Below are 18,682 nucleotides of genomic sequence, written 5' to 3'. Positions count from 1 at the left end.
TTAACTAGGAGTATAAACACCCAAACTCAGAAAAACATGTTAAGTAAGGTTTTAAAGTAAAGAGTCTTTATGCAAATATGTTAAATACTACTTATGTAAAATATATTACTCAGATCTAAGTAAATATAGACCTAGCTAGGAGTAAAACCCTTACCCTCATATGAGTAAGTATACATTATAATCTTGCTATATGATCTTTAACAAAATCATTAATCTTTCTATGTAAATTATAATAAAACACGCAGTAAATCTAGGCTATGTAAATCTGATTATAACTCACTAGCTTAATTGTATATAAAACTTTACACATCATTTAAGTATTTCTTTAAACCTTAAGGCATCATTAAACGAGTAAATATTATTAAATAAGACATAGTCGCCATCTCTAACCATTGACTTCAGCTTCTTTAAGTCATCGTCAGTGTATTTGTAAGAATAGTTAACTTCTCCTTTTCCTATACCGTGAAGTCTAAAATACCTTTCAGAGGTTAATGATTCATGCTTGAACGGATCAACAACGTGAATTATGTTAACTGCGTCTAACACTTTTTTCAGTAAATCTGTTTTATAGTACCACTCTCCTCTTGGTTCCCAAGCATATTTAAAGCTCTTGTTAAGTGTGGAAAAATAGTCTATAACTGCTTTTGTATTTTCTTCTGTGGGTTTAAAAGAAGCTGGAGATTGGAAAATTATGATCTTGGCATTAAGTAATTTAGCTTCCTTTAACGTTATCTCAGTAGCTTCTTCGACTTCTTTAGTATTTTTAAAGAAGCCATAATTATCCACATTACCTAACTTATTCTTCATTCTTTTATATGTTGTAGTGTTATATTCATGGGTAATTACTTGCAAAGCCTTTATTGTAAGTTCGACGTTATTCTCTTCAGCCATTTTTCTCCATTTTTGAAGCTTAGATTCACTGACTATATCGTAAAATGTTTGCTGGACTTCTAAAACGTCAAAATATTTAAAATGCTTATAAGTAAATCCACAAGTTCCTACTTTTATCATATTATTAAAGTTGTTTTAAAATATTTTTAGCATTTAACTCCTAGTTCTGTTTTAATCTCCTCTAATTCCTCCATCTCTAAATCACAAAGCCATTTATAATATTGAACAAGTTCCTCTTTCTTAACTAATCCTATCTCTATTAAAGGAATTAATGTTACATACCAACTTAAAGCTCTAACAGTAATATTATCATCTTTTAGCATTTCAAAGAAATACTCTATTAACTCTCTGACTTCATTAAGTGTTAGTAAACCGTCTTTTATGAGAACTGGAACCTCATTCCAGGCCCTATATCTTGTTCCAGTATCTGGAAATTGCAATAGGTAGAGAAGATATTTCTTATCTAAACTCTTTAAGTTTCTTAAAACGTAATTCCAAGCCTCATGCTTTATATCCTTATCTTTACTTATTAAATAGTTATTAAGTTCATCTAACGGAATATGTTCTGCGGAGTTAAGCCTTTTTAATATGTAATCTTTATCCATCATTACATACTACTCTTTTTAACTATAAAATTCTCATCTTTATTATCAAAATTTGATATTATTGCCATAATATCGTCATTAGGAGGGTATATATTTATTAATTAATGAAGATCTTTACAAAGAGTAAATGTCAATACAAGGTTTTGTATATTTTAATTTAAATGTAGAAATATAAATACTCTAATGACAATACTATGAGCATTGTTTACTAACACGGGAATAAAAAATAATAATGGGCCCACGGGGACTTGAACCCCGGACCACCGGGTCTCTCCTCTCCAGCTTTAACTCATCCCCTTATATAGGGTCGTAAGACCCGATGAAAGCTGGAGCCCGGCACTCTACCTAGCTGAGCTATGGGCCCTTTATCGATCACTTCTAAGATATGATTAGTGGTTTTACAAAATAAACTTAACTCATATTTGTGCGGAAATATTTTAAGTTCTCTTTAATTCCCTTATATTGATTAAGTTGAAATGGGATGAAAGAAGAGTAAAGATCGTTGAAGAATTAAGAAAACAAGGAATTAACCCATATCCACAAAAATACGAAATTACACATACTATAGTAGAAATAAAGAAAATAGCTTCAGAAAGAAATGATAAGCCACAAGACCCTTTCATGTTTGACATTTCCACTGCTGGAAGAGTAGCAAACATAAGAAGACACGGGAAAATTTCATTTGTAGATATTTTCGATGAAGGAGAAAAATTACAATTACAGCTAAGAGTAAACGAACTAGGCGAAAAATATGATAAATTTTTTGAGATTGTTGATAGAGGTGATATAATTGGTGTAAAAGGAGATCTTCTATATACTATAAAGGGCGAATTAACACTTAGGATAAAAGATTATGCAATGCTTGCAAAATCATTAATAGAGCCTCCAGATTGGAGTAAATTGTCTCCTGAGTTTAGGTATGCTCATAGATATGTTGATTTTCTATATAATGATAATGCCAGGAAAGCCATGGAGACTAGGTTTTTAATAATTAGACTAATAAGGGAGTACCTCTATTCAAAAGGATTCATAGAAGTTGAAACACCGATTTTACAGCCAGTTTATGGAGGTGCATTAGCAAAACCTTTTAAGAGTCATGTAAACTATCTCGATGAAGATTGGTATTTGAGAATTTCTCTCGAACTATATCTTAAGAGATTTATAGTAGGTGGTTTCAATAAAGTTTTTGAAATAGGGAAAGTCTTTAGAAATGAAGATATTGATGTAACTCACAACCCTGAATTTACTCTAATGGAGTTATACTGGGCTTATGCAGATTACAACGATATTATGAGATTAACAGAAGATATGCTACAATATGTGGTTAAAAGTGTTTTTCACGATACTAAAATTAAGTATACCATAAGCGGTAAAGATTATGAAATAGATTTCTCACAATTTAAAAAAGTAACAATTTATGATGCTCTTTCAGAAGCTTTAGGCAAAAATGTTGAAAACGTAAGTGATGAGGAGTTAAAGAATTTGATGGATAAATATGGTCTGAAACCTAGGGGTAACATGTATATTAGGGGTTTAATGATAGAGAAACTATTTGATAAATTAGTAGAGCCTAACTTAATACAACCAACGTTCATTTTAGATTATCCCATAGAGACTACACCATTATGTAAACCACATAGGAGTAAACCAGGTTTAGTTGAAAGATTTGAGTTATTTATAGCTGGAATGGAGCTTGCAAATGCCTATACTGAGTTAAACGACCCTATTCTTCAAGACAAATTATTCAAACAGGAACAAGAGATGTTTAGAAGAGGGGATGAAGAGGCTCATCCTTATGATGTGGATTTTGTTAGAGCTTTAAGCTATGGCATGCCTCCTACTGGAGGACTAGGTATTGGTATTGACAGACTTGTAATGTTGCTCACAAACAATTATAGTATAAAAGAAGTTATACCTTTCCCAATGCTTAGTAGTAAAATTATTGAAGAGGATTGATAGAAAGTAAGATTGCAGATATAAAGAGCATTGTAATTATGCCTTGAATAAGATATGATGTTTTTTCATTGACTCCTAATTTTTTAAGTAACTCGTTAAACACCTTTCCTCCATCTGTTATTATTAATGGTGCTCCATTAAATAGTGCTAAGCTGAAGTTGATTGTAAACATCCAGATTATAAAATCTAATAGCGAGTAGATAAAGGGAGGGAAATAATACGTAAGGTAAACTCCCAATAAATGTTGAGGATCTGAAATATTAACGCTTACATTTCCAATACTTCCATTAGGAAATAACAATGTAAGTGTTTGTATTCCACCTCGATGTAAATAAATTTCAAGTTGTGTTGAAGTATGAATTGAATGTCCATCAATGCCAAGGATAATACTATTAACTGGAATTGATGAATTATATGCTGGATAATTCTTAAGCTCTCCTACAATTTGTAATCCTTGTGACAACATTGGTGGCAAATATATTGCCAAGGGGAAGAACATTGCAGCAAGAATTAGATTAACAGCTAATCCTGCTGAAAGTATCTTAAGTCTCACTGAATAATTTGATGAGTTATATTCTTCTTCATCAGGCTCTACAAATGCTCCAGGGAAAAAGATAAGGAATAAAAATCCACCACTTCGTACTTTCACATTATTAGAAGTAGCTGATACTGCATGAGCAAGTTCATGTAGTGTAACTGAAATACCTATAGCTAAAAGAATATATGGTAATTGATTAATACCTATAGTTACACCGGGTATTACAGGTTCTAAACGTAATTGTGCTGACTGCGGTGCTTTAGGTGATATAAATTCACTGATTACATAGAAGATTAGGGCTATTCCAGATATTAATGATATTACTCCAAGTCCTACTCCAATTTTTTCAAAGACCTTATACCAATTACTTCTGGCTATTTTAGGGAACCATTCACTTCTTGTATTTTTTCTCCATAGTAGTAAAAATGGGTATATTTGAAATCCTTTCCCTTCAAGTTTTTTCCTCAATAGATACATTAAACCCCAAAAAACAATTAGTGAGATACCAAATACTTCTGCTGTATTCACAAAATATAAGGAGTAATCTTAACTATTAAATAGTTATGGAAATAGAGTATAGTCGGGAGCATTGGGAAATATTAAAGAACAAGAGAGAAAGAGCAATAGAAATATTAAGGCAAATTAAAAGCCTTGGCATGGAAGGATACATATATGGCTCAGTAGCCAGAGGCGACGTTAAAAAAGATAGTGATATAGATATTATAATTTTCAATCCAGATATGTTAAAGATAGAGCTTATTCCTCATCATCATAAATTCATAGTTCAAGCGACACCGAGTTCAACTCCTAAAGCTTATATTTCCCTAGATGAAGAAGAGAAGGAAGTAATTTCATTTCCTTTAAATAAATTGAAGAGAAAGGAAATAGAATTTTACTATTTCGGTGGAATCATTTCACTGGAAGATCTTCTTAAAGGCAAGAGAGTACCTGGAGTTAATAAAGACTTAGAAATAATTATTCCAACCGAAAAAGGACATATACAAATTCCTCTTATAGGAAATGAGGATTATGCTGTTAAACTATTAAAAATATCTCATGATACTATACTAGAAAGGGAGAATTTATTAGAAAAGAGAGAGGAAAGAGGTCATACTGGTGTCTTCCTAAAATACGAGTTAGGTGACGATGAAAACTTTGAATTTGCTATTAGAAACCTAAGTAAAAATAATAAATTTTTCAGGAGGATGATAAATGCTTAACGGAAAGATAGGTAAACTTACTATTGAAAGTAAGGATATAGCACAAACTCACATTAAAGAATTAAAGAGATTCACGGTTTATGTAAATAACAGAGAAGTTGGATTAGCATTTTATTTTGAAGGAAGGGGTTATTATTTACCTTGGCTAGAAATTGATTACTCTCCATGGCTTAGAAAAGAAGGTATTGAAGATGAATTCTTTAAATTTATATATAACTTCTTACCAGCTGGTGGGAAATTATTTGTAACTTATGTAAGAGATAAAGAGACTAGAGAAATGTTACTTAAGGGTTATTCACCAGTAGATACACCTTTAGGGTTTTCCTTACTTAAGGCTGGGTTTACCTGGTTTAAGGATTGGTATTATCCAGAAGGTGGTAATGAGGGTTCGCCTAAATTACAGGCTAACAAACCATTAAGTAAGGATGAAGAGATAAGACAATTAAGACAACTTTTAGATGAAGTTAAAAGGGAGTATGTTAGAAAGTTTATTGAGAATAAGCTTGCTCAAGGGTAATCCAGATATAGGTCTTTATAATTTATTTTTACCCAAAGGCTGTGAATTATGTAGACTAGGTGGTAAACTTGTTGTTTATATAACCGGAGAATGCGGAGATTCATGCTATTATTGTCCAGTTAGTTATGAAAGATTTGGAAAAGATGTTATGTTTGCAAATGAGACTCATGTTTCTTCACTCCTAGACTATATTTATGAAGCATATAGGATGAATGCCTTAGGTGCTGGGATTACTGGTGGTGATCCTATTCTTGCTATTGATAGGGTAGTAAGTCTCATTAGGTTATTAAAAGATGAATTTGGAGAGGAGTTTCATATTCATCTATACACAAGCGGAAGATATGTAACTAATGATGTACTACGTGAACTGGACAAAGTAGGATTAGATGAAATAAGATTTCATCCAGTAAAGGATGAGTATCTTAAAGCTATAGAAAAAGCACTTAAATACAGTTTTGATGTAGGCCTAGAGATTCCTGCAATACCTGGAGAAGAAGAATATGCTGAAAAAATAATAAAATGGGCTATTGAAAAAGGTGTGAAATTTGTTAATATTAATGAATTAGAGCTTACAGAGAGAAACTATCAGCTTCTTAATGCTAGAGGTTTTAAGATATCGCATGGTGTGGCTGGTGTAAAAGGAAGTTTTGAGTCTGCTTTACGTATTCTACAAAAATTTGAAGATTCTAAAATAGCCTTGCACTATTGTAGTTCAGTTTATAAAGATATCGTAGAGACTAGAACTAGGTTTTTAAGGATTATAAAATATTCAGCAAAGCCTTATGAAAATTATACTGGTGAAGGTACAATAGTTAGGGCAATAGTAAAAAGTAAAGAAGACTTATCAGATTACGGGGAAAAAGAGAGAGAATTCTGGAGCATCTCTCCAGAATTTGTTAACGTAATTAATGCTGATGAAATTTGGCTTGTCGAAGAGCATCCAGACTCGAGAAGACTAAGGATTTCTGAAAAGTTAGTTTATTCTAAATCTAAGTAAAGCTACCAGTCCAGTGAGATTTCTTACTTCATAATAGATAGGAGAATCTTTAGGAACTATCAAAACTCTCCCGTTTTTATTTTCTACTTCTTCCATTATCTTCTCAATTTCCATTCTTTCTTCTTCATCTGAAGATAAAAGATCCTCAATTACTAGCAATTTATCTACAGCACCGTATTCTGCACTTTTCTTAACTTCCTCCTTTCCATATGCCACTAATCCAGTGTTTTTAGCTAAATTTTCCATTATTTTTTCCATTATCTTGGTTTCTTCTGAAATTTCGTAATCTCTGCTAATCTGATCTATTATATCTCTTTTCAAAATTTCATTTAGTCCACTTCTTGTAGCTGAGGATACACTATCTACGTAAAGTTTTATATTCTTTAAAAAATTGGATACTATTTCCTTAAAAGGTCCTGGCCCTGCAAGTAATACGACTTCTATACCTAGGGATTTTGCATAGGAAAGTACTTCATTAGCAACTTCTTTCGCATTCTCTTCTATGATATTTTCTTCTTCCTTATTTGGGGTTCTTAATGATTTTTCCGCTAGTATTCTTATACCTTGCTTCATTGGAAGTGCAATAAGATATTCATCAAAATCAACGAGAACTATTAGCATCTTTAGATGTTTTTCCTCTTGCCTTTTTATCTTCTCGATCTCAAATTTATTCCAATGATCTTTCTCTATTACAATTTCATCTCCAATATCAAGGTTTATTGTATGATGAGAACCTTTTATTCCGAATCTCTCTGGTGCATCTAATATTATCCCATGAATTCTGAGCCTGCTTGTAAATGATTGAAATTCAGTATATTCTACTTGTAACTTGATAATCATTGGTATTCTTCTGCTTTCTCTTCCCATACTAACGTCTCTAGTAGTTTTTGCAACTACTCTATCACCTTTTTTTAGTATAATATGTAATATCCATAAATCATCCTCATTCTCTATATGTAATTTCATTATCCCCTTTTTATCATCAAACTCTAAAATCTTCATAATACATAATTTATACGAGAGATAGTGATAATTATAACTAATGTAGATGAAAACGACCTACCAAAAGTGTATGAAGTAGAGATTGAGAGTTTTGAGGACCCTTATCCTTATTCTTTGCTAAAGGCTTATTATTATTTGTCACGAGAACTATTTTTAGTAGCTAAACAAGGAGATGTTGTAGTGGGATATAGTCTAGGAATAATTCAATTTGGTTATCGTGGTCATGTAGTATCGATAGCAGTAAAGAAAGACTACAGAGAAAAAGGAATAGGTTCTCTTCTTTTAAAGGAGCTAGAAAAGAGATTTAAGGAATATAAATGTACTCATTCATATCTAGAGGTTAACCTCAAAAATAAGACAGCGATTGAATTCTATCACAAACTTGGTTACATCATAGTAAAACTTCAGAAAAACTATTATGGAAGAGGTAAACATGCATTTATAATGGTTAAAAGCTTTTCTAAGGATAAGAGCTTCGAATAATTAAAAATAAATCTTATCTTATATACTAATTATTTATGATTGATAATTTCTTTATACTTGACTTCTCATATGATGTAGTTGAAAATAAACCCGTTATTTATATTTGGGTTATTGATAAAGAGGGTAATAGGGTTGTATTATTAGAGAAAAAATTCCGTCCATATTTCTATGCGTTGGTAGATGATAGCTATAACATTGATGAAATCAGAAAGGAAATATTAAAACTTAGTAAACCATACTCGCCGATTACTTCAATAGACGTAGAAGAAAAGAAATACTTTGGCTCACCTGTAAAGGTTTTAAAAATAGAAACAGTAATTCCAGCTTATGTAAGAGTGTATAGAGATGAGGTAGCGAAAATAAAAGGAGTAAAGAGTGTTTTAGAGGCAGATATTCGCTTTTATATGAGATATTCGATAGACAATAATCTAAAGCCTTTTTATTGGATTGAGGCTGAAGTAGAAGAAATAAAAGAGAATAATTTTAGAGTCAAGAAAGTTTATGAATTAAAGAAAATAAATAAGCTCTATGAAGATAAAATACCAGAGCTTAAAGTTTTGGCTTTTGATATTGAGGTTTATAATAAATACGGTTCTCCTAATCCAAGGAGAGATCCTGTTATAATAATTGGAGTGTGGACAAAAGAAGGAGGTAAGCAATTTTTAGCTGATAAGTATGATGATTTAAGGGCTATACGTGAATTTATTAATTTTGTACAAACCTATGATCCTGACATTATTGTAGGATATAATATAAACAATTTTGATTGGCCCTATTTACTAGAAAGGGCAAATATAAGAGGAATTAGATTAGATGTAGGAAGGAGAGTTAACGGTGAACCATCTCAAGGAGTTTATGGGCATTACTCAATAACTGGGAGGTTAAATGTTGATCTATATGGTTTTGCCCAATCTATACAAGAAGTAAAAGTTAAAACTCTTGAAAATATAGCAGACTATTTAGGTGTATTACCTAAGGAGAAAAGAACAATTGTGGAATGGTATGATATTCCGAAGTATTGGGATGATGAGAAGAAACGAGATATTCTACTTAAATATAACTTAGATGATGCAAAATCCGCGTATCTTTTAGGAGAAGTATTCATACCCTTTGGGATTGAACTAACCAGAATTAGCGGATTACCATTAGATCAACTTTCCATGGCTAGTGTTGGTCATAGAGTTGAGTGGCTATTAATGAGAGAGGCGTATAAATATAATGAACTTATCCCAAATAAAGAGGAGAGAGAATATGAAAGTTATGAAGGAGGTCTAGTAATTTCACCATTACCAGGAATTCATGAAGAGGTTTACGTATTGGATTTCTCTTCAATGTATCCCTCAATTATGATAAAATATAACATTGGTCCTGATACTCTAGTAAAGGGAGAATGTGAAAATTGCTGGGTCTCTCCAGTAGGACATAAATTTAGAAAAGAACCTCCTGGGTTATATAAAAATGTACTTGAAAAACTAATACAAGAGAGGAAGGAAGTAAAGAAGTTAATGGAGAAAACAATAGATGAATATGACAAGAGAGTATTGGATGCGAGGCAAAGAGCTCTAAAAGTAATGGCAAATGCCTTTTATGGTTATATGGGTTGGTTAGGTGCAAGATGGTACAGTAAAGAGGGTGCGGAAGCTGTTACGGCCTGGGGAAGACAAATAATATCTGACTCAGCAAAAATTGCTAAAGAAAAAGGTTTTACAGTAATATATGGCGATACTGATTCTATTTTTGTTAAGGGAGGAGGGGATATTAATTCATTAATAACAGAAATATCTTCCAAATTCGGATTAGAAATTAAAATAGATAAAATATATAAAAGGGTATTCTTTACTGAGAATAAGAAACGCTATGCTGGATTAACTGAAGATGGTAAGATAGATATTGTCGGGTTTGAGGCTGTTAGAGGAGACTGGTGTGATTTAGCTAAGCAAGTTCAAACTAATGTAATTGAGCTAATTCTTAAATCTGGAAAGGTTGAGGATGCAATAAAATATGTTAAATCAGTCATATTTGATTTAAGAAGGTATAACTTTAGAATAGAGGATTTAATAATATGGAAGACAATCGATAAAAACTTAGATGAATATGATGTTACAGCCCCTCATGTAGTTGCAGCTAAAAAAGCGGCAAAGGCTGGATATTTAGTGTCTAAAGGTGTTAAGATAGGTTACGTTATTGTAAAGGGATCTGGAAAAATTTCTGATAAAGCTGAGCCATACTTTTTGGTTAAAGAGAAAAACAAGATTGACGTAGAATATTATATAGATAAACAAATAATACCAGTTGCATTAAGAATTTTGGAAGGGTTTGGAGTAAAAGAAAGTTCACTTAAAACTGGTGGCGTAGATATTTTGAGTTTCTTTAAGAAGTAAATAAGTCTGCCATAGTTAAGATTTCTACGTTTTTAGGTCTTTTCGATATTCCTCCTATTCTTGCTCCTACTAAGAGTTTAATATTCTTTGCTGAAGCTAAATCTAATAAACGCTGAGTTATAACACCATCAAATATTATATAACTAATATTTTGATTATCAGTTAAATTCTCAAGTCTTTGTACAATATCTCTTACTTGGATCCTCTCTATGGGATTCCAATTTTCATCAAACATTATTCCTTCTAATGTTCCAGGTAATTTTTTAATCTCTTCAATAATATTTTGCGGTATCTTAATTGTTATCTCTTTTATTTGCTCGGGAGTAGTTGGTTTTGAAACAACTATTGGAGGTTGGCTTTCAGGTGCTAATGCTTCTTTTAATGCTTGTTGAGCTTCTTGCTGTTTCTTCATATATTGTGCTACAGTCATCATATTTGCTAATGATTTGTTTATCTCCTTTCCAGTTAATTCTTCGACTTCTTTACCTGTAGGAGCTCTAGCAACATAATCAATTTTTACATTATTTGCCAAAAGTTCCTTAAGTATTAAATCTCCGCCATGATCTCCATCAAGAAACGCTATAACAGTCTTCTTTTGCTTAGCAAGATCTATTATAGTTTGGGGTATCTTTCCAGTGGCTCCTTCTATTGCTATTACATTCTTGTATCCATATCTTAATAGATTAATGACATCAGCTCTTCCTTCTACGATTATTAACTCTGGATCCTTATCTACATCTGGTCCTGCAGGTAATCTGTCTGGACCATATTCTATTATCTCTCCTGCCTTAACAGCTGATGATATTTCGTAAATTACCTCTTTAATATCTAATGTCTTTTCTTTCGTCCATGTACCTAAAATCTCTTTAGCTCTATCAATAATTTTCTTTATTTTTTCTTCTCTTATATCCTGGATTTCGACGAGCTTAAATCTTGCATTATATGGACCTACTTTATCTACATTTTCTACCATTGCTGCTATTAATGCTGTTTCTATTCGGTCTAAGTTAGATGGTATTATTATCTCTCCTTCTGTCTTGTTTTTACTAGTATTTATGTTAACGTAAATTCTTCCAAGTCTTCCCTTATCTTGTAATTCTCTTAAGTCAAATTCTTCTCCAAATAAGTTTTCTGTTTGTCCGAATATTGCTCCTATTACATCCGGTTTGTCTACTATTCCTTCTACTTCAAATTTTAAGACTATATTATATTTCATTTTTTCACCTTGTTACTCCTTTTTCAAGTTCTTCTACGAGAAGCGTGAATTCGGTTTTTGATTCTAATTTTTTCCTTATTGGGTCTAATATTTCATTTAATTTTCTCGCTGTAGCAAGCTTTAAGTCTAATGGGTGTAATTTTCCTTCTGAATATATTTTTTCAAGTTCTTCATACGATTTAAATTCTATATCTCCACCATATTTAATATCCCTTTCTACTTTTAATGTAGCATTATCTTTAGCGAATATTATATACTTGTTTATTTGTAGAACTGGATTATCAATTACAACTCCTTTTGGGCAATAAGCACTTCTTAATTTTGCTTCAACGACTTCTGGTGGATCATGTACAAATATAGCAGTCTCTGGTTTGGATTTACTCATCTTTACACTAGCTAAGTAATCGTCTTCTTCAACGCCTTCCATCCTCTGCCCCCCTTGTAATCCTATAAGTAGGGGTGTATGTATTGCAATTACTTTCTTTTTGCCTAATTTGTCAGACACATCTCTAGCTAACATATGAGCCTTTCTTTGATCAGTTCCACCTAATGCTATATCGAGATCTTGATATAAGATATCAGCAACTTGCATTGCCGGATAAATTAGTTTTGAAGTATCCAGTTCAGCTTCTTCAGCTTTTCTTCCCATTATGGTTAAAGCTCTTTTCATTCTAGCTAAACTAGTATTTTTTGCAATTCTTATTACTAAAGCCCAGTAATTACTATCTTTAACTAAGTCTTCAGCATAAACAACTTTAACTTTAGACATATCAACGCCGTAAGCATTAAGAACTTCAATAGCATATTGCCCAGCAAGTTTAATCTTATCTAGATTCCCGCCAAGTTTATCATTTATCCAAGCATGCCATGTAGCTACTAATATAGACATATCTACTCCAACATCAACTAAGTCCTTTAACTTCTGTGCCCAAATTAACCAGCCTATATGAAATAACCCACTAGGCTCAAAGCCTATATATCCCTTTAATTTTTGATTCTCCTCAAGCTTTTTTCTCAACTCATCTATAGTTACTATCTCTGCTGTGTTTTTTGATATAATTTTAATTTTTTCCTCTACATTCAAAGTAAGTATCCCCAAAGTTAAAGAGGCAAAAGCAATAAAAAATTCTATTCCTCAATTAGGAACTGTTTTAAAAGAACAACAATTGGATGAGTCTTACCAAGTTTTCCTTCAAGATCATTTATAATAATCGAGAGATCAATGTCATTTTCAATAGCTTTTTCTAGTAATGCCTCACTAAATTTATAATAATTAAAGAATTCATTTTCTGTTACGGAATCATCATCGTTAAATAGCTTTATATTATTACTACTACCACTTTCTTTTATTAGTGAAAAGAGATATTCATTAACTACTTTTTCTATGCATTCAGAAGTATAACAATACTGAATCTTATCAAGTATAGAGAAAAACCCAGGTGGCATGGAATATCAGAGATAATTAATAAAAAAGTGGTAAAAAAGCTATTATTCTCCCATACTTTTCACTAATACTGTCCTAGTTCTAGGTCCATCAAATTCGAGTAAAATTATTCTTTGCCAAGTCCCTAGATCTAATTTTCCTTCTATAATAGGCACTACTCTAGAATTTCCAATTATTGCTGAAATTACATGAGCATGTCCATTATTATCTATAATATTATGTTCAAATTCACCATCTGGTGGAACTAATTTCTTAGCCCAGTTCAAGAAATCTTTCATTAACCCGCTTTCAGCTTCATTAATTATTATAGCACAAGTAGTATGTTTAACTATTACATGAGCAATCCCATTATTTATTCCCTTTATAGCTTCACTTACTTGTTCAGTTATGTCTATGCTATCAAATCTACTTCTCGTTTTTACAGTGAATTCTTTTGAAATTATCTTCATAAGCTAATATTTAACTAACTAGAATATATGGATTTAGAAGGAATAGCAAGAAAACTTTACCCAGATAAGGATGAAATTAGACGTAAACTCATAGAGGAAATAGAATTTTATAAAGGCAAAAATTATCCTTTGAAAGAAAAAATTGTTGAGGCTATAATTAAAGAAGTAGAAAAATCAATAAATATAAAGGGAGAATTTTTTGAATTTCCAAGAACAAATATTAAGGCTGGTGAAGCTGGATTAGGTTCCAGAGGAATAGGAGATCATATTATACACAATAAAATTTTAGAAATTGCAAATTTAGAAGGATATGAAGATGCTAGAATAAATAAGGGAATAATAGCATCAGTAGATGGTATTCACTCTAGGTTAGCTTATTTTCCATTCTTAGCCGCTTTTCATGCTACAAAAGCTGCATTAAGGGATATAATGGTAAAGGGCGCAGAACCAGCAGGAGTAATAGTAGATATTCATTTGTCAGATGATAGTGATGTAGGAATGTTATTAGATTTTGAGGCCGGTGTTGCTACAGTAACCGAAGCCTTAAACATACCAATTCTTTCTGGCAGTACTCTAAGGATTGGGGGAGATATGGTGATTGGGGAAAGAATAAGTGGAGGAGTTGGTGCAATAGGGATTGTGAAAAATAAATATTTTTCAAGAAAAAATATAGCAGAAGGACAATATATTATTATGACAGAGGGTAACGGTGGAGGTACAATAACGACTACTGCAATATATAATGGTTTTTATGACGTAATATATGAAACCCTAAATATAAAAGATCTAGTGAGCTGTAAAATCGCTAGTAATGAATTATCTGAATTTATTCATTCTATGACGGATGTAACTAATGGAGGTATTAGAGCTTCAGCTTTAGAAATTTCAGAAAATAACGTGACATTACAAATTGATAAAAATAAATTTTTATCACTTATTAATCAGAAAGTCTTATCTATGTTACAGAATTTAAGAGTTGATCCCTTCGGTATATCTATAGATTCTATCTTGATATTTACTGATAATCCTGAATTGGTTAAGAATAAATTAAATTCTTCAGGAATAAGAGCTGAAATTATTGGGAAAGTGACAAAATATAAAGATTATCCAATAATTGATGAAACTGATTCCCCGTTAAAACCTATGTTTAGAGAATCTCCTTATACTCCAATAAAGCAAGTTATTGGTAACTACTCTCCTTATACTGAAGATTATATAGAGAAAAGCTTAGAATTAGCTACTCAGATTGCAAAAGCCAAAAAGGAAAAAGTGTTGAAAACTTTAAAAGGGAGTTAAATATTAGGTGTATCAGTTGATATTTAATGTCTCAGCAACAGCAGTTTAAATACATAGTCAGGCTTTTTGGTCAGGATGTAGACGGAACTATGAAAGTGCCTTATGCTTTAGCAATGGTTAAAGGCATAGGATATAATACAGCTAGGGCGATAGTTTTTAAACTTGGTTTAGATAAAGATAGAAGGTTAGGAGAACTAAGTGATGAGGATATAAAGAAAATTGAAAACTATCTAACAGATAAGAAAATACTTGAAGTGCCAAATTGGATGTATAATAGAAGAAAGGATTATGAAAGTGGTATTGACATGCATTTAGTAACTTCAGATCTTATATTTTACGTTAGGAATGATATAGAAAGAGAAAAGAAAATAAAGAGCTGGAGAGGTGTTAGACACTCGTTAGGGTTAAAGGTTAGAGGACAGAGGACAAGGACTACTGGAAGAACTGGAGTTACAGTAGGTGTGAGAAGATCTAAAGCTGCTCAACCTGCACAACAACAGCAAAAGGCTCAAGCTTCTTCTGGTGGTGAAAAGAAACAAGGGTGATTTAAATGGGTGATCCTAAGAAAAGCAGAAGAAAGTGGGAAGGCCCAGGTCATCCTTGGATAAGAATTAACTTAGAAAAAGAGCAAGTTCTTATTGGTAAATACGGGCTAAGAAACAAAAGAGAATTATGGTTAGCCCAGACAATAATAAGAAAGTTTAGGCACCAAGCAAGGTCATTGTTAGCTTTACCCCCAGCAGAGAGATCTACAAGAGAAAAACAGTTAATTCAAAAATTATATAGAATGGGAATAATAGAGAAAGATAATGCTACCCTAGATGATATTCTTGGATTAAATGAAGAAAATTATCTTGAAAGAAGACTACAGACAATAGTCTATAAGAAAGGTCTTGCCAGAACAATATACCAAGCCAGACAACTTATAGTACATGGGCACATAGCAATAGGTGGTAGAAGAGTCACTTCTCCAGGTTATATTGTTATGAGAGGAGAGGAAGATTTAATAGACTTCTATCCAACTTCTCCATTCAAACAACATCCTCCAACTCAACAAGGTGAAGAAAATGTCCAGCAGGCGTGAAATTAGGTGGGGTATAGCTAGAGTTTATGCATCTCAGAACAATACATTAATAACTATAACAGATATTACTGGTGCTGAAATAATCTCTAGAGCTTCTGGTGGTATGGTAGTTAAAGCGGACAGAGAAAAACCATCACCTTACGCTGCTATGTTAGCTGCAAATAAAGCCGCTACGGAAGCATTTGATAAGGGAATATCTGCAATACATATAAAAGTTAGAGCACAAGGTGGTTACGGTTCTAAAACACCTGGTCCTGGTGCGCAACCAGCTATAAGAGCTTTAGCAAGAGCTGGTTTTATTATTGGTAGGATTGAAGATGTTACACCAATACCTCATGACAGTATTAGGAGGCCAGGAGGCAGAAGAGGAAGAAGAGTCTGACGTACTATGCCTATTTCTTTATTAAGTAAAGAAAATAATTCTCTTAAGCTTATCGTTGAGAATTATCCTTTAGAATTAGTTAATTCAATAAGAAGAGCCTCAATTTTGTATGTACCAATAATGGCTGTAGATGAAGTGTATTTTATAGAAAATAATAGTCCTCTTTATGATGAAATTCTGGCACATAGATTAGCGATGATACCGTTTTCCTCTGATGAGGCATTAGATCATTATAGACCACCAGAAGAATGTGCTGAATGTAAGGAAAATTGTGATGGTTGTTATGCTAGAGTATATTTAGATGTAGGAGCAAATGAAGGAGAGACAGTGATGGTTTATTCTAGAGATTTAAAGACTGATGATCCAGCTATAGTACCTATTTCTGGGAATATACCCATTGTCTTATTAGGTCCTAAGCAAAAAGTTACGTTAGAAGCAAGATTACGTCTTGGATATGGAAAGGAACATATAAAATTTAGTCCAGTAAGTATAGCTGTAGTAAGACACTATCCTCATGTAGAAGTTAAGGGAAATTGTGAAAAGGCTTTTGAAGTTTGTCCAGAAGGGGTTTTTGGAATGGAAAATGGAAAATTATTTGTAAAAAATGAAGTTGCTTGTACTCTTTGCGAGGAGTGTATAAAGTATTGTGAAAATAATATCTTTATCTCAGCGATAGAGAATAAGTACATTTTAGAGATTGAATCTGTAGGAAGTTTAAAGCCAGAGAGAATTTTAATAGAGGCTGGGAAAAGTTTATTACGTAAACTTAATCAATTAAAAAAGCTGGTAGAGGGTCTATAAGATGGTCGCAAGGACTGGAAGTACAAACATAATGGTTAGAAAGCTCATTGATTTACTAAGCAAGCAGAAAAAGCCTTTATGGAAAAGGGTGGCAGAAGAACTACAAAAACCAAGTAGACAACGTCCTTATATTAACATTTATAAAATAAATAAGTATACTAAACCAAATGATGTAGTAGTTGTTCCAGGGAAAGTATTAGGGATTGGAAATTTAGATCATCCAGTTACAGTAGTAGCTTTATCTTTTTCTAAGTCTGCTAAAGAAAAAATAGAAAAAAGTGGAGGAAAAGTTATAAGTTTATACAAAGCACTTGAAGAGGTAAAAGATTTTAAGAATGTGAGGTTGATGAAAGGATGAGTGAACAATTAATTGTTGTCAATGCTGAAAATCAAATATTAGGAAGAATGGCTACACATATTGCAAAACTCTTAATTCAAGGAAAGAGGGTTGTTGTTGTTAATGCTGAAAAAGCCATAATTAGTGGGCCTAGGGCTAGAGTTGTAAGAGGTTATAGTTTAGTATTTAGTGTAAGAAAATTCCAAAATCCAGAAAAAAATACAATTAAAAGACCAAGAACTCCCATAAATATAGTAAAAAGAACCGTAAGAGGTATGTTACCTAAGAACAAATCTGGAAAAATGATGTTTAAGAATTTGATAGTCTTTATAGGTATTCCAGCTGAATATAAGGATAAACAAATGATAAGATTTGAGGATGCTGATGTGAAAAGATTGAAAGGTAAATATATAACTGTTGGTGAATTATCGAAATTATTAGGAGGTTTTAGTCAATGAGTCAGCAGTCACAAGTTATAATTACTTATGCTAGAAGAAAAATGGCTAGAGCTAGATGTTATCTTACTCCAGGTAAGGGAAGAGTATTTGTAAATGATATACCATTAGAAATAATTCCTATGGAAGTAGTAAGGATGAAAATTATGGAACCATTATTATTAGCTGGTGAGAAGATATCATCTTCTATAGATGCAAAAATTTATGTTGAAGGAGGAGGAGTGATGGGTCAAGCTGATGCTGCTAGAATGGCCTTAGCTAGAGCACTAGTGAAATTCACTGGAAGTAAGGAATTAGAAGAAATATACAAGGTATATGATAGGACAATGTTAGCTGGTGATCCAAGGCAAACAGAATCAGAAAAATGGATGAGATATAGTGCAAGAAGATGGAGGCAGAAGGCATATAGGTGAATTTTTATGATTATTCCAATTAGATGTTTTACTTGTGGTTCCCTTATTGGTGATAAATGGGAACCATTCATAACTAGAGTTTCTAATGGAGAAGATCCCGGAAAAGTATTAGATGATTTAGGTGTTAAAAGGTATTGTTGTAGGAGAATGCTTTTATCTCACGTAGATATTATAAAGGAGGTAATTCATTACACTAGACCAATTTGAGGTGTAAT

The 18,682-nt window shown here is 32.3% G+C and carries 23 protein-coding genes and 1 tRNA gene; 15 read left to right on the top strand and 9 right to left on the bottom strand.

Translation table 11 applies throughout. The annotated features are described in order from the left end of the window. Positions 1-309: 309 nt before the first annotated feature. From D1869_RS11390 to D1869_RS11380, 3 genes are all read right to left on the bottom strand, one after another. Complete coding sequence (locus tag D1869_RS11390) at positions 310-1,011, bottom strand: DUF72 domain-containing protein (RefSeq protein ID WP_156015187.1); 702 nt, start codon at positions 1,009-1,011, stop codon at positions 310-312. A gap of 26 nt (positions 1,012-1,037) precedes the next feature. Next, positions 1,038-1,496, bottom strand: a complete 459-nt coding sequence (locus tag D1869_RS11385; protein ID WP_231113618.1) for a hypothetical protein — start codon at positions 1,494-1,496, stop codon at positions 1,038-1,040. A 233-nt stretch (positions 1,497-1,729) separates the two neighbouring features. Further along, positions 1,730-1,860 (bottom strand) — tRNA-Trp (locus tag D1869_RS11380). A 107-nt stretch (positions 1,861-1,967) separates the two neighbouring features. On the opposite strand from D1869_RS11380, the gene lysS reads away from it, so the two are divergent. After that, positions 1,968-3,452 (top strand): lysine--tRNA ligase, encoded by a 1,485-nt coding sequence (lysS, locus tag D1869_RS11375; protein ID WP_156015968.1) that lies wholly within the window; start codon positions 1,968-1,970, stop codon positions 3,450-3,452. Here lysS and D1869_RS11370 read toward each other — a convergent pair. Then, positions 3,436-4,518: a site-2 protease family protein gene (locus D1869_RS11370; protein ID WP_184650980.1), complete on the bottom strand. Its 1,083-nt coding sequence runs from the start codon at positions 4,516-4,518 to the stop codon at positions 3,436-3,438. The genes lysS and D1869_RS11370 overlap by 17 nt on opposite strands. A gap of 35 nt (positions 4,519-4,553) precedes the next feature. Between D1869_RS11370 and D1869_RS11365 the strand changes: the two genes are divergently transcribed. From D1869_RS11365 to D1869_RS11355, 3 genes are read left to right on the top strand one after another with little or no spacing between them, the layout of a single operon-like run. Beyond that, on the top strand, positions 4,554-5,210 hold the full coding sequence (locus D1869_RS11365) for a nucleotidyltransferase domain-containing protein (RefSeq protein ID WP_010980156.1): 657 nt from the start codon (positions 4,554-4,556) through the stop codon (positions 5,208-5,210). Further along, positions 5,203-5,727 (top strand): DUF1122 family protein, encoded by a 525-nt coding sequence (locus D1869_RS11360; RefSeq protein WP_156015185.1) that lies wholly within the window; start codon positions 5,203-5,205, stop codon positions 5,725-5,727. Before D1869_RS11365 ends, D1869_RS11360 begins: the two co-directional genes overlap by 8 nt. Then, positions 5,687-6,724, top strand: a complete 1,038-nt coding sequence (locus D1869_RS11355; protein ID WP_231113617.1) for a radical SAM protein — start codon at positions 5,687-5,689, stop codon at positions 6,722-6,724. The genes D1869_RS11360 and D1869_RS11355 overlap by 41 nt, the downstream gene beginning before the upstream one ends. Here D1869_RS11355 and D1869_RS11350 read toward each other — a convergent pair. Next, positions 6,701-7,726 (bottom strand): mRNA surveillance protein pelota, encoded by a 1,026-nt coding sequence (locus tag D1869_RS11350; RefSeq protein WP_156015184.1) that lies wholly within the window; start codon positions 7,724-7,726, stop codon positions 6,701-6,703. The two genes, D1869_RS11355 and D1869_RS11350, sit on opposite strands and share 24 nt — an antisense overlap. 24 nt (positions 7,727-7,750) lie before the next feature. On the opposite strand from D1869_RS11350, the gene rimI reads away from it, so the two are divergent. Continuing rightward, complete coding sequence (gene rimI / locus D1869_RS11345) at positions 7,751-8,209, top strand: ribosomal protein S18-alanine N-acetyltransferase (RefSeq protein WP_156015183.1); 459 nt, start codon at positions 7,751-7,753, stop codon at positions 8,207-8,209. Between the two features lie 35 nt (positions 8,210-8,244). Beyond that, the gene (locus D1869_RS11340) at positions 8,245-10,590 is read left to right on the top strand and encodes a DNA-directed DNA polymerase (protein WP_156015182.1); all 2,346 of its coding nucleotides are present in this window, start codon (positions 8,245-8,247) and stop codon (positions 10,588-10,590) included. Here D1869_RS11340 and dnaG read toward each other — a convergent pair. Genes dnaG through D1869_RS11320 form a run of 4 tightly spaced genes read right to left on the bottom strand, consistent with a single transcriptional unit; the run spans position 10,580 to position 13,699 of the window. Then, positions 10,580-11,806 (bottom strand): DNA primase DnaG, encoded by a 1,227-nt coding sequence (gene dnaG / locus D1869_RS11335; protein WP_156015181.1) that lies wholly within the window; start codon positions 11,804-11,806, stop codon positions 10,580-10,582. The two genes, D1869_RS11340 and dnaG, sit on opposite strands and share 11 nt — an antisense overlap. A 4-nt stretch (positions 11,807-11,810) precedes the next feature. Next, positions 11,811-12,890, bottom strand: coding sequence for a tyrosine--tRNA ligase (locus D1869_RS11330; protein ID WP_156015180.1), 1,080 nt, complete (start codon positions 12,888-12,890; stop codon positions 11,811-11,813). A 44-nt stretch (positions 12,891-12,934) separates the two neighbouring features. Further along, a complete protein-coding gene (locus tag D1869_RS11325) occupies positions 12,935-13,252 on the bottom strand; it encodes a hypothetical protein (RefSeq protein ID WP_156015179.1) in 318 nt (105 codons plus the stop codon). A gap of 42 nt (positions 13,253-13,294) precedes the next feature. Then, on the bottom strand, positions 13,295-13,699 hold the full coding sequence (locus D1869_RS11320; RefSeq protein ID WP_010980147.1) for a secondary thiamine-phosphate synthase enzyme YjbQ: 405 nt from the start codon (positions 13,697-13,699) through the stop codon (positions 13,295-13,297). Positions 13,700-13,726: 27 nt separating this feature from the next. On the opposite strand from D1869_RS11320, the gene D1869_RS11315 reads away from it, so the two are divergent. The 9 genes from D1869_RS11315 to D1869_RS11275 are packed head-to-tail and all read left to right on the top strand — an operon-like array spanning position 13,727 to position 18,674. Next, the gene (locus D1869_RS11315) at positions 13,727-14,995 is read left to right on the top strand and encodes an AIR synthase-related protein (RefSeq protein WP_156015178.1); all 1,269 of its coding nucleotides are present in this window, start codon (positions 13,727-13,729) and stop codon (positions 14,993-14,995) included. Positions 14,996-15,021: 26 nt separating this feature from the next. Continuing rightward, on the top strand, positions 15,022-15,540 hold the full coding sequence (locus D1869_RS11310; protein WP_156015177.1) for a 30S ribosomal protein S13: 519 nt from the start codon (positions 15,022-15,024) through the stop codon (positions 15,538-15,540). Between the two features lie 5 nt (positions 15,541-15,545). Beyond that, positions 15,546-16,079, top strand: a complete 534-nt coding sequence (locus D1869_RS11305; protein WP_010980144.1) for a 30S ribosomal protein S4 — start codon at positions 15,546-15,548, stop codon at positions 16,077-16,079. Then, entirely contained in the window at positions 16,063-16,461 is a 399-nt protein-coding gene (locus D1869_RS11300; RefSeq protein WP_052846715.1) for a 30S ribosomal protein S11, read from the top strand. The genes D1869_RS11305 and D1869_RS11300 overlap by 17 nt, the downstream gene beginning before the upstream one ends. A gap of 6 nt (positions 16,462-16,467) precedes the next feature. Further along, positions 16,468-17,262, top strand: coding sequence for a DNA-directed RNA polymerase subunit D (locus tag D1869_RS11295; RefSeq protein WP_156015176.1), 795 nt, complete (start codon positions 16,468-16,470; stop codon positions 17,260-17,262). A 1-nt stretch (position 17,263) separates the two neighbouring features. Next, positions 17,264-17,620, top strand: a complete 357-nt coding sequence (locus D1869_RS11290; protein WP_010980141.1) for a 50S ribosomal protein L18e — start codon at positions 17,264-17,266, stop codon at positions 17,618-17,620. Continuing rightward, positions 17,617-18,057 (top strand): 50S ribosomal protein L13, encoded by a 441-nt coding sequence (locus D1869_RS11285; RefSeq protein WP_156015175.1) that lies wholly within the window; start codon positions 17,617-17,619, stop codon positions 18,055-18,057. The genes D1869_RS11290 and D1869_RS11285 overlap by 4 nt, the downstream gene beginning before the upstream one ends. Next, entirely contained in the window at positions 18,054-18,467 is a 414-nt protein-coding gene (locus tag D1869_RS11280; RefSeq protein ID WP_156015174.1) for a 30S ribosomal protein S9, read from the top strand. The genes D1869_RS11285 and D1869_RS11280 overlap by 4 nt, the downstream gene beginning before the upstream one ends. Before the next feature lie 6 nt (positions 18,468-18,473). Then, on the top strand, positions 18,474-18,674 hold the full coding sequence (locus D1869_RS11275) for a DNA-directed RNA polymerase subunit N (protein ID WP_010980138.1): 201 nt from the start codon (positions 18,474-18,476) through the stop codon (positions 18,672-18,674). Positions 18,675-18,682 lie beyond the last annotated feature (8 nt).

The sequence above is a fragment of the Sulfurisphaera ohwakuensis genome, from assembly GCF_009729055.1.
Classification (GTDB): Archaea; Thermoproteota; Thermoprotei_A; order Sulfolobales; family Sulfolobaceae; genus Sulfurisphaera; species Sulfurisphaera ohwakuensis.
This window is presented reverse-complemented; position numbering and strand designations above follow the sequence as displayed.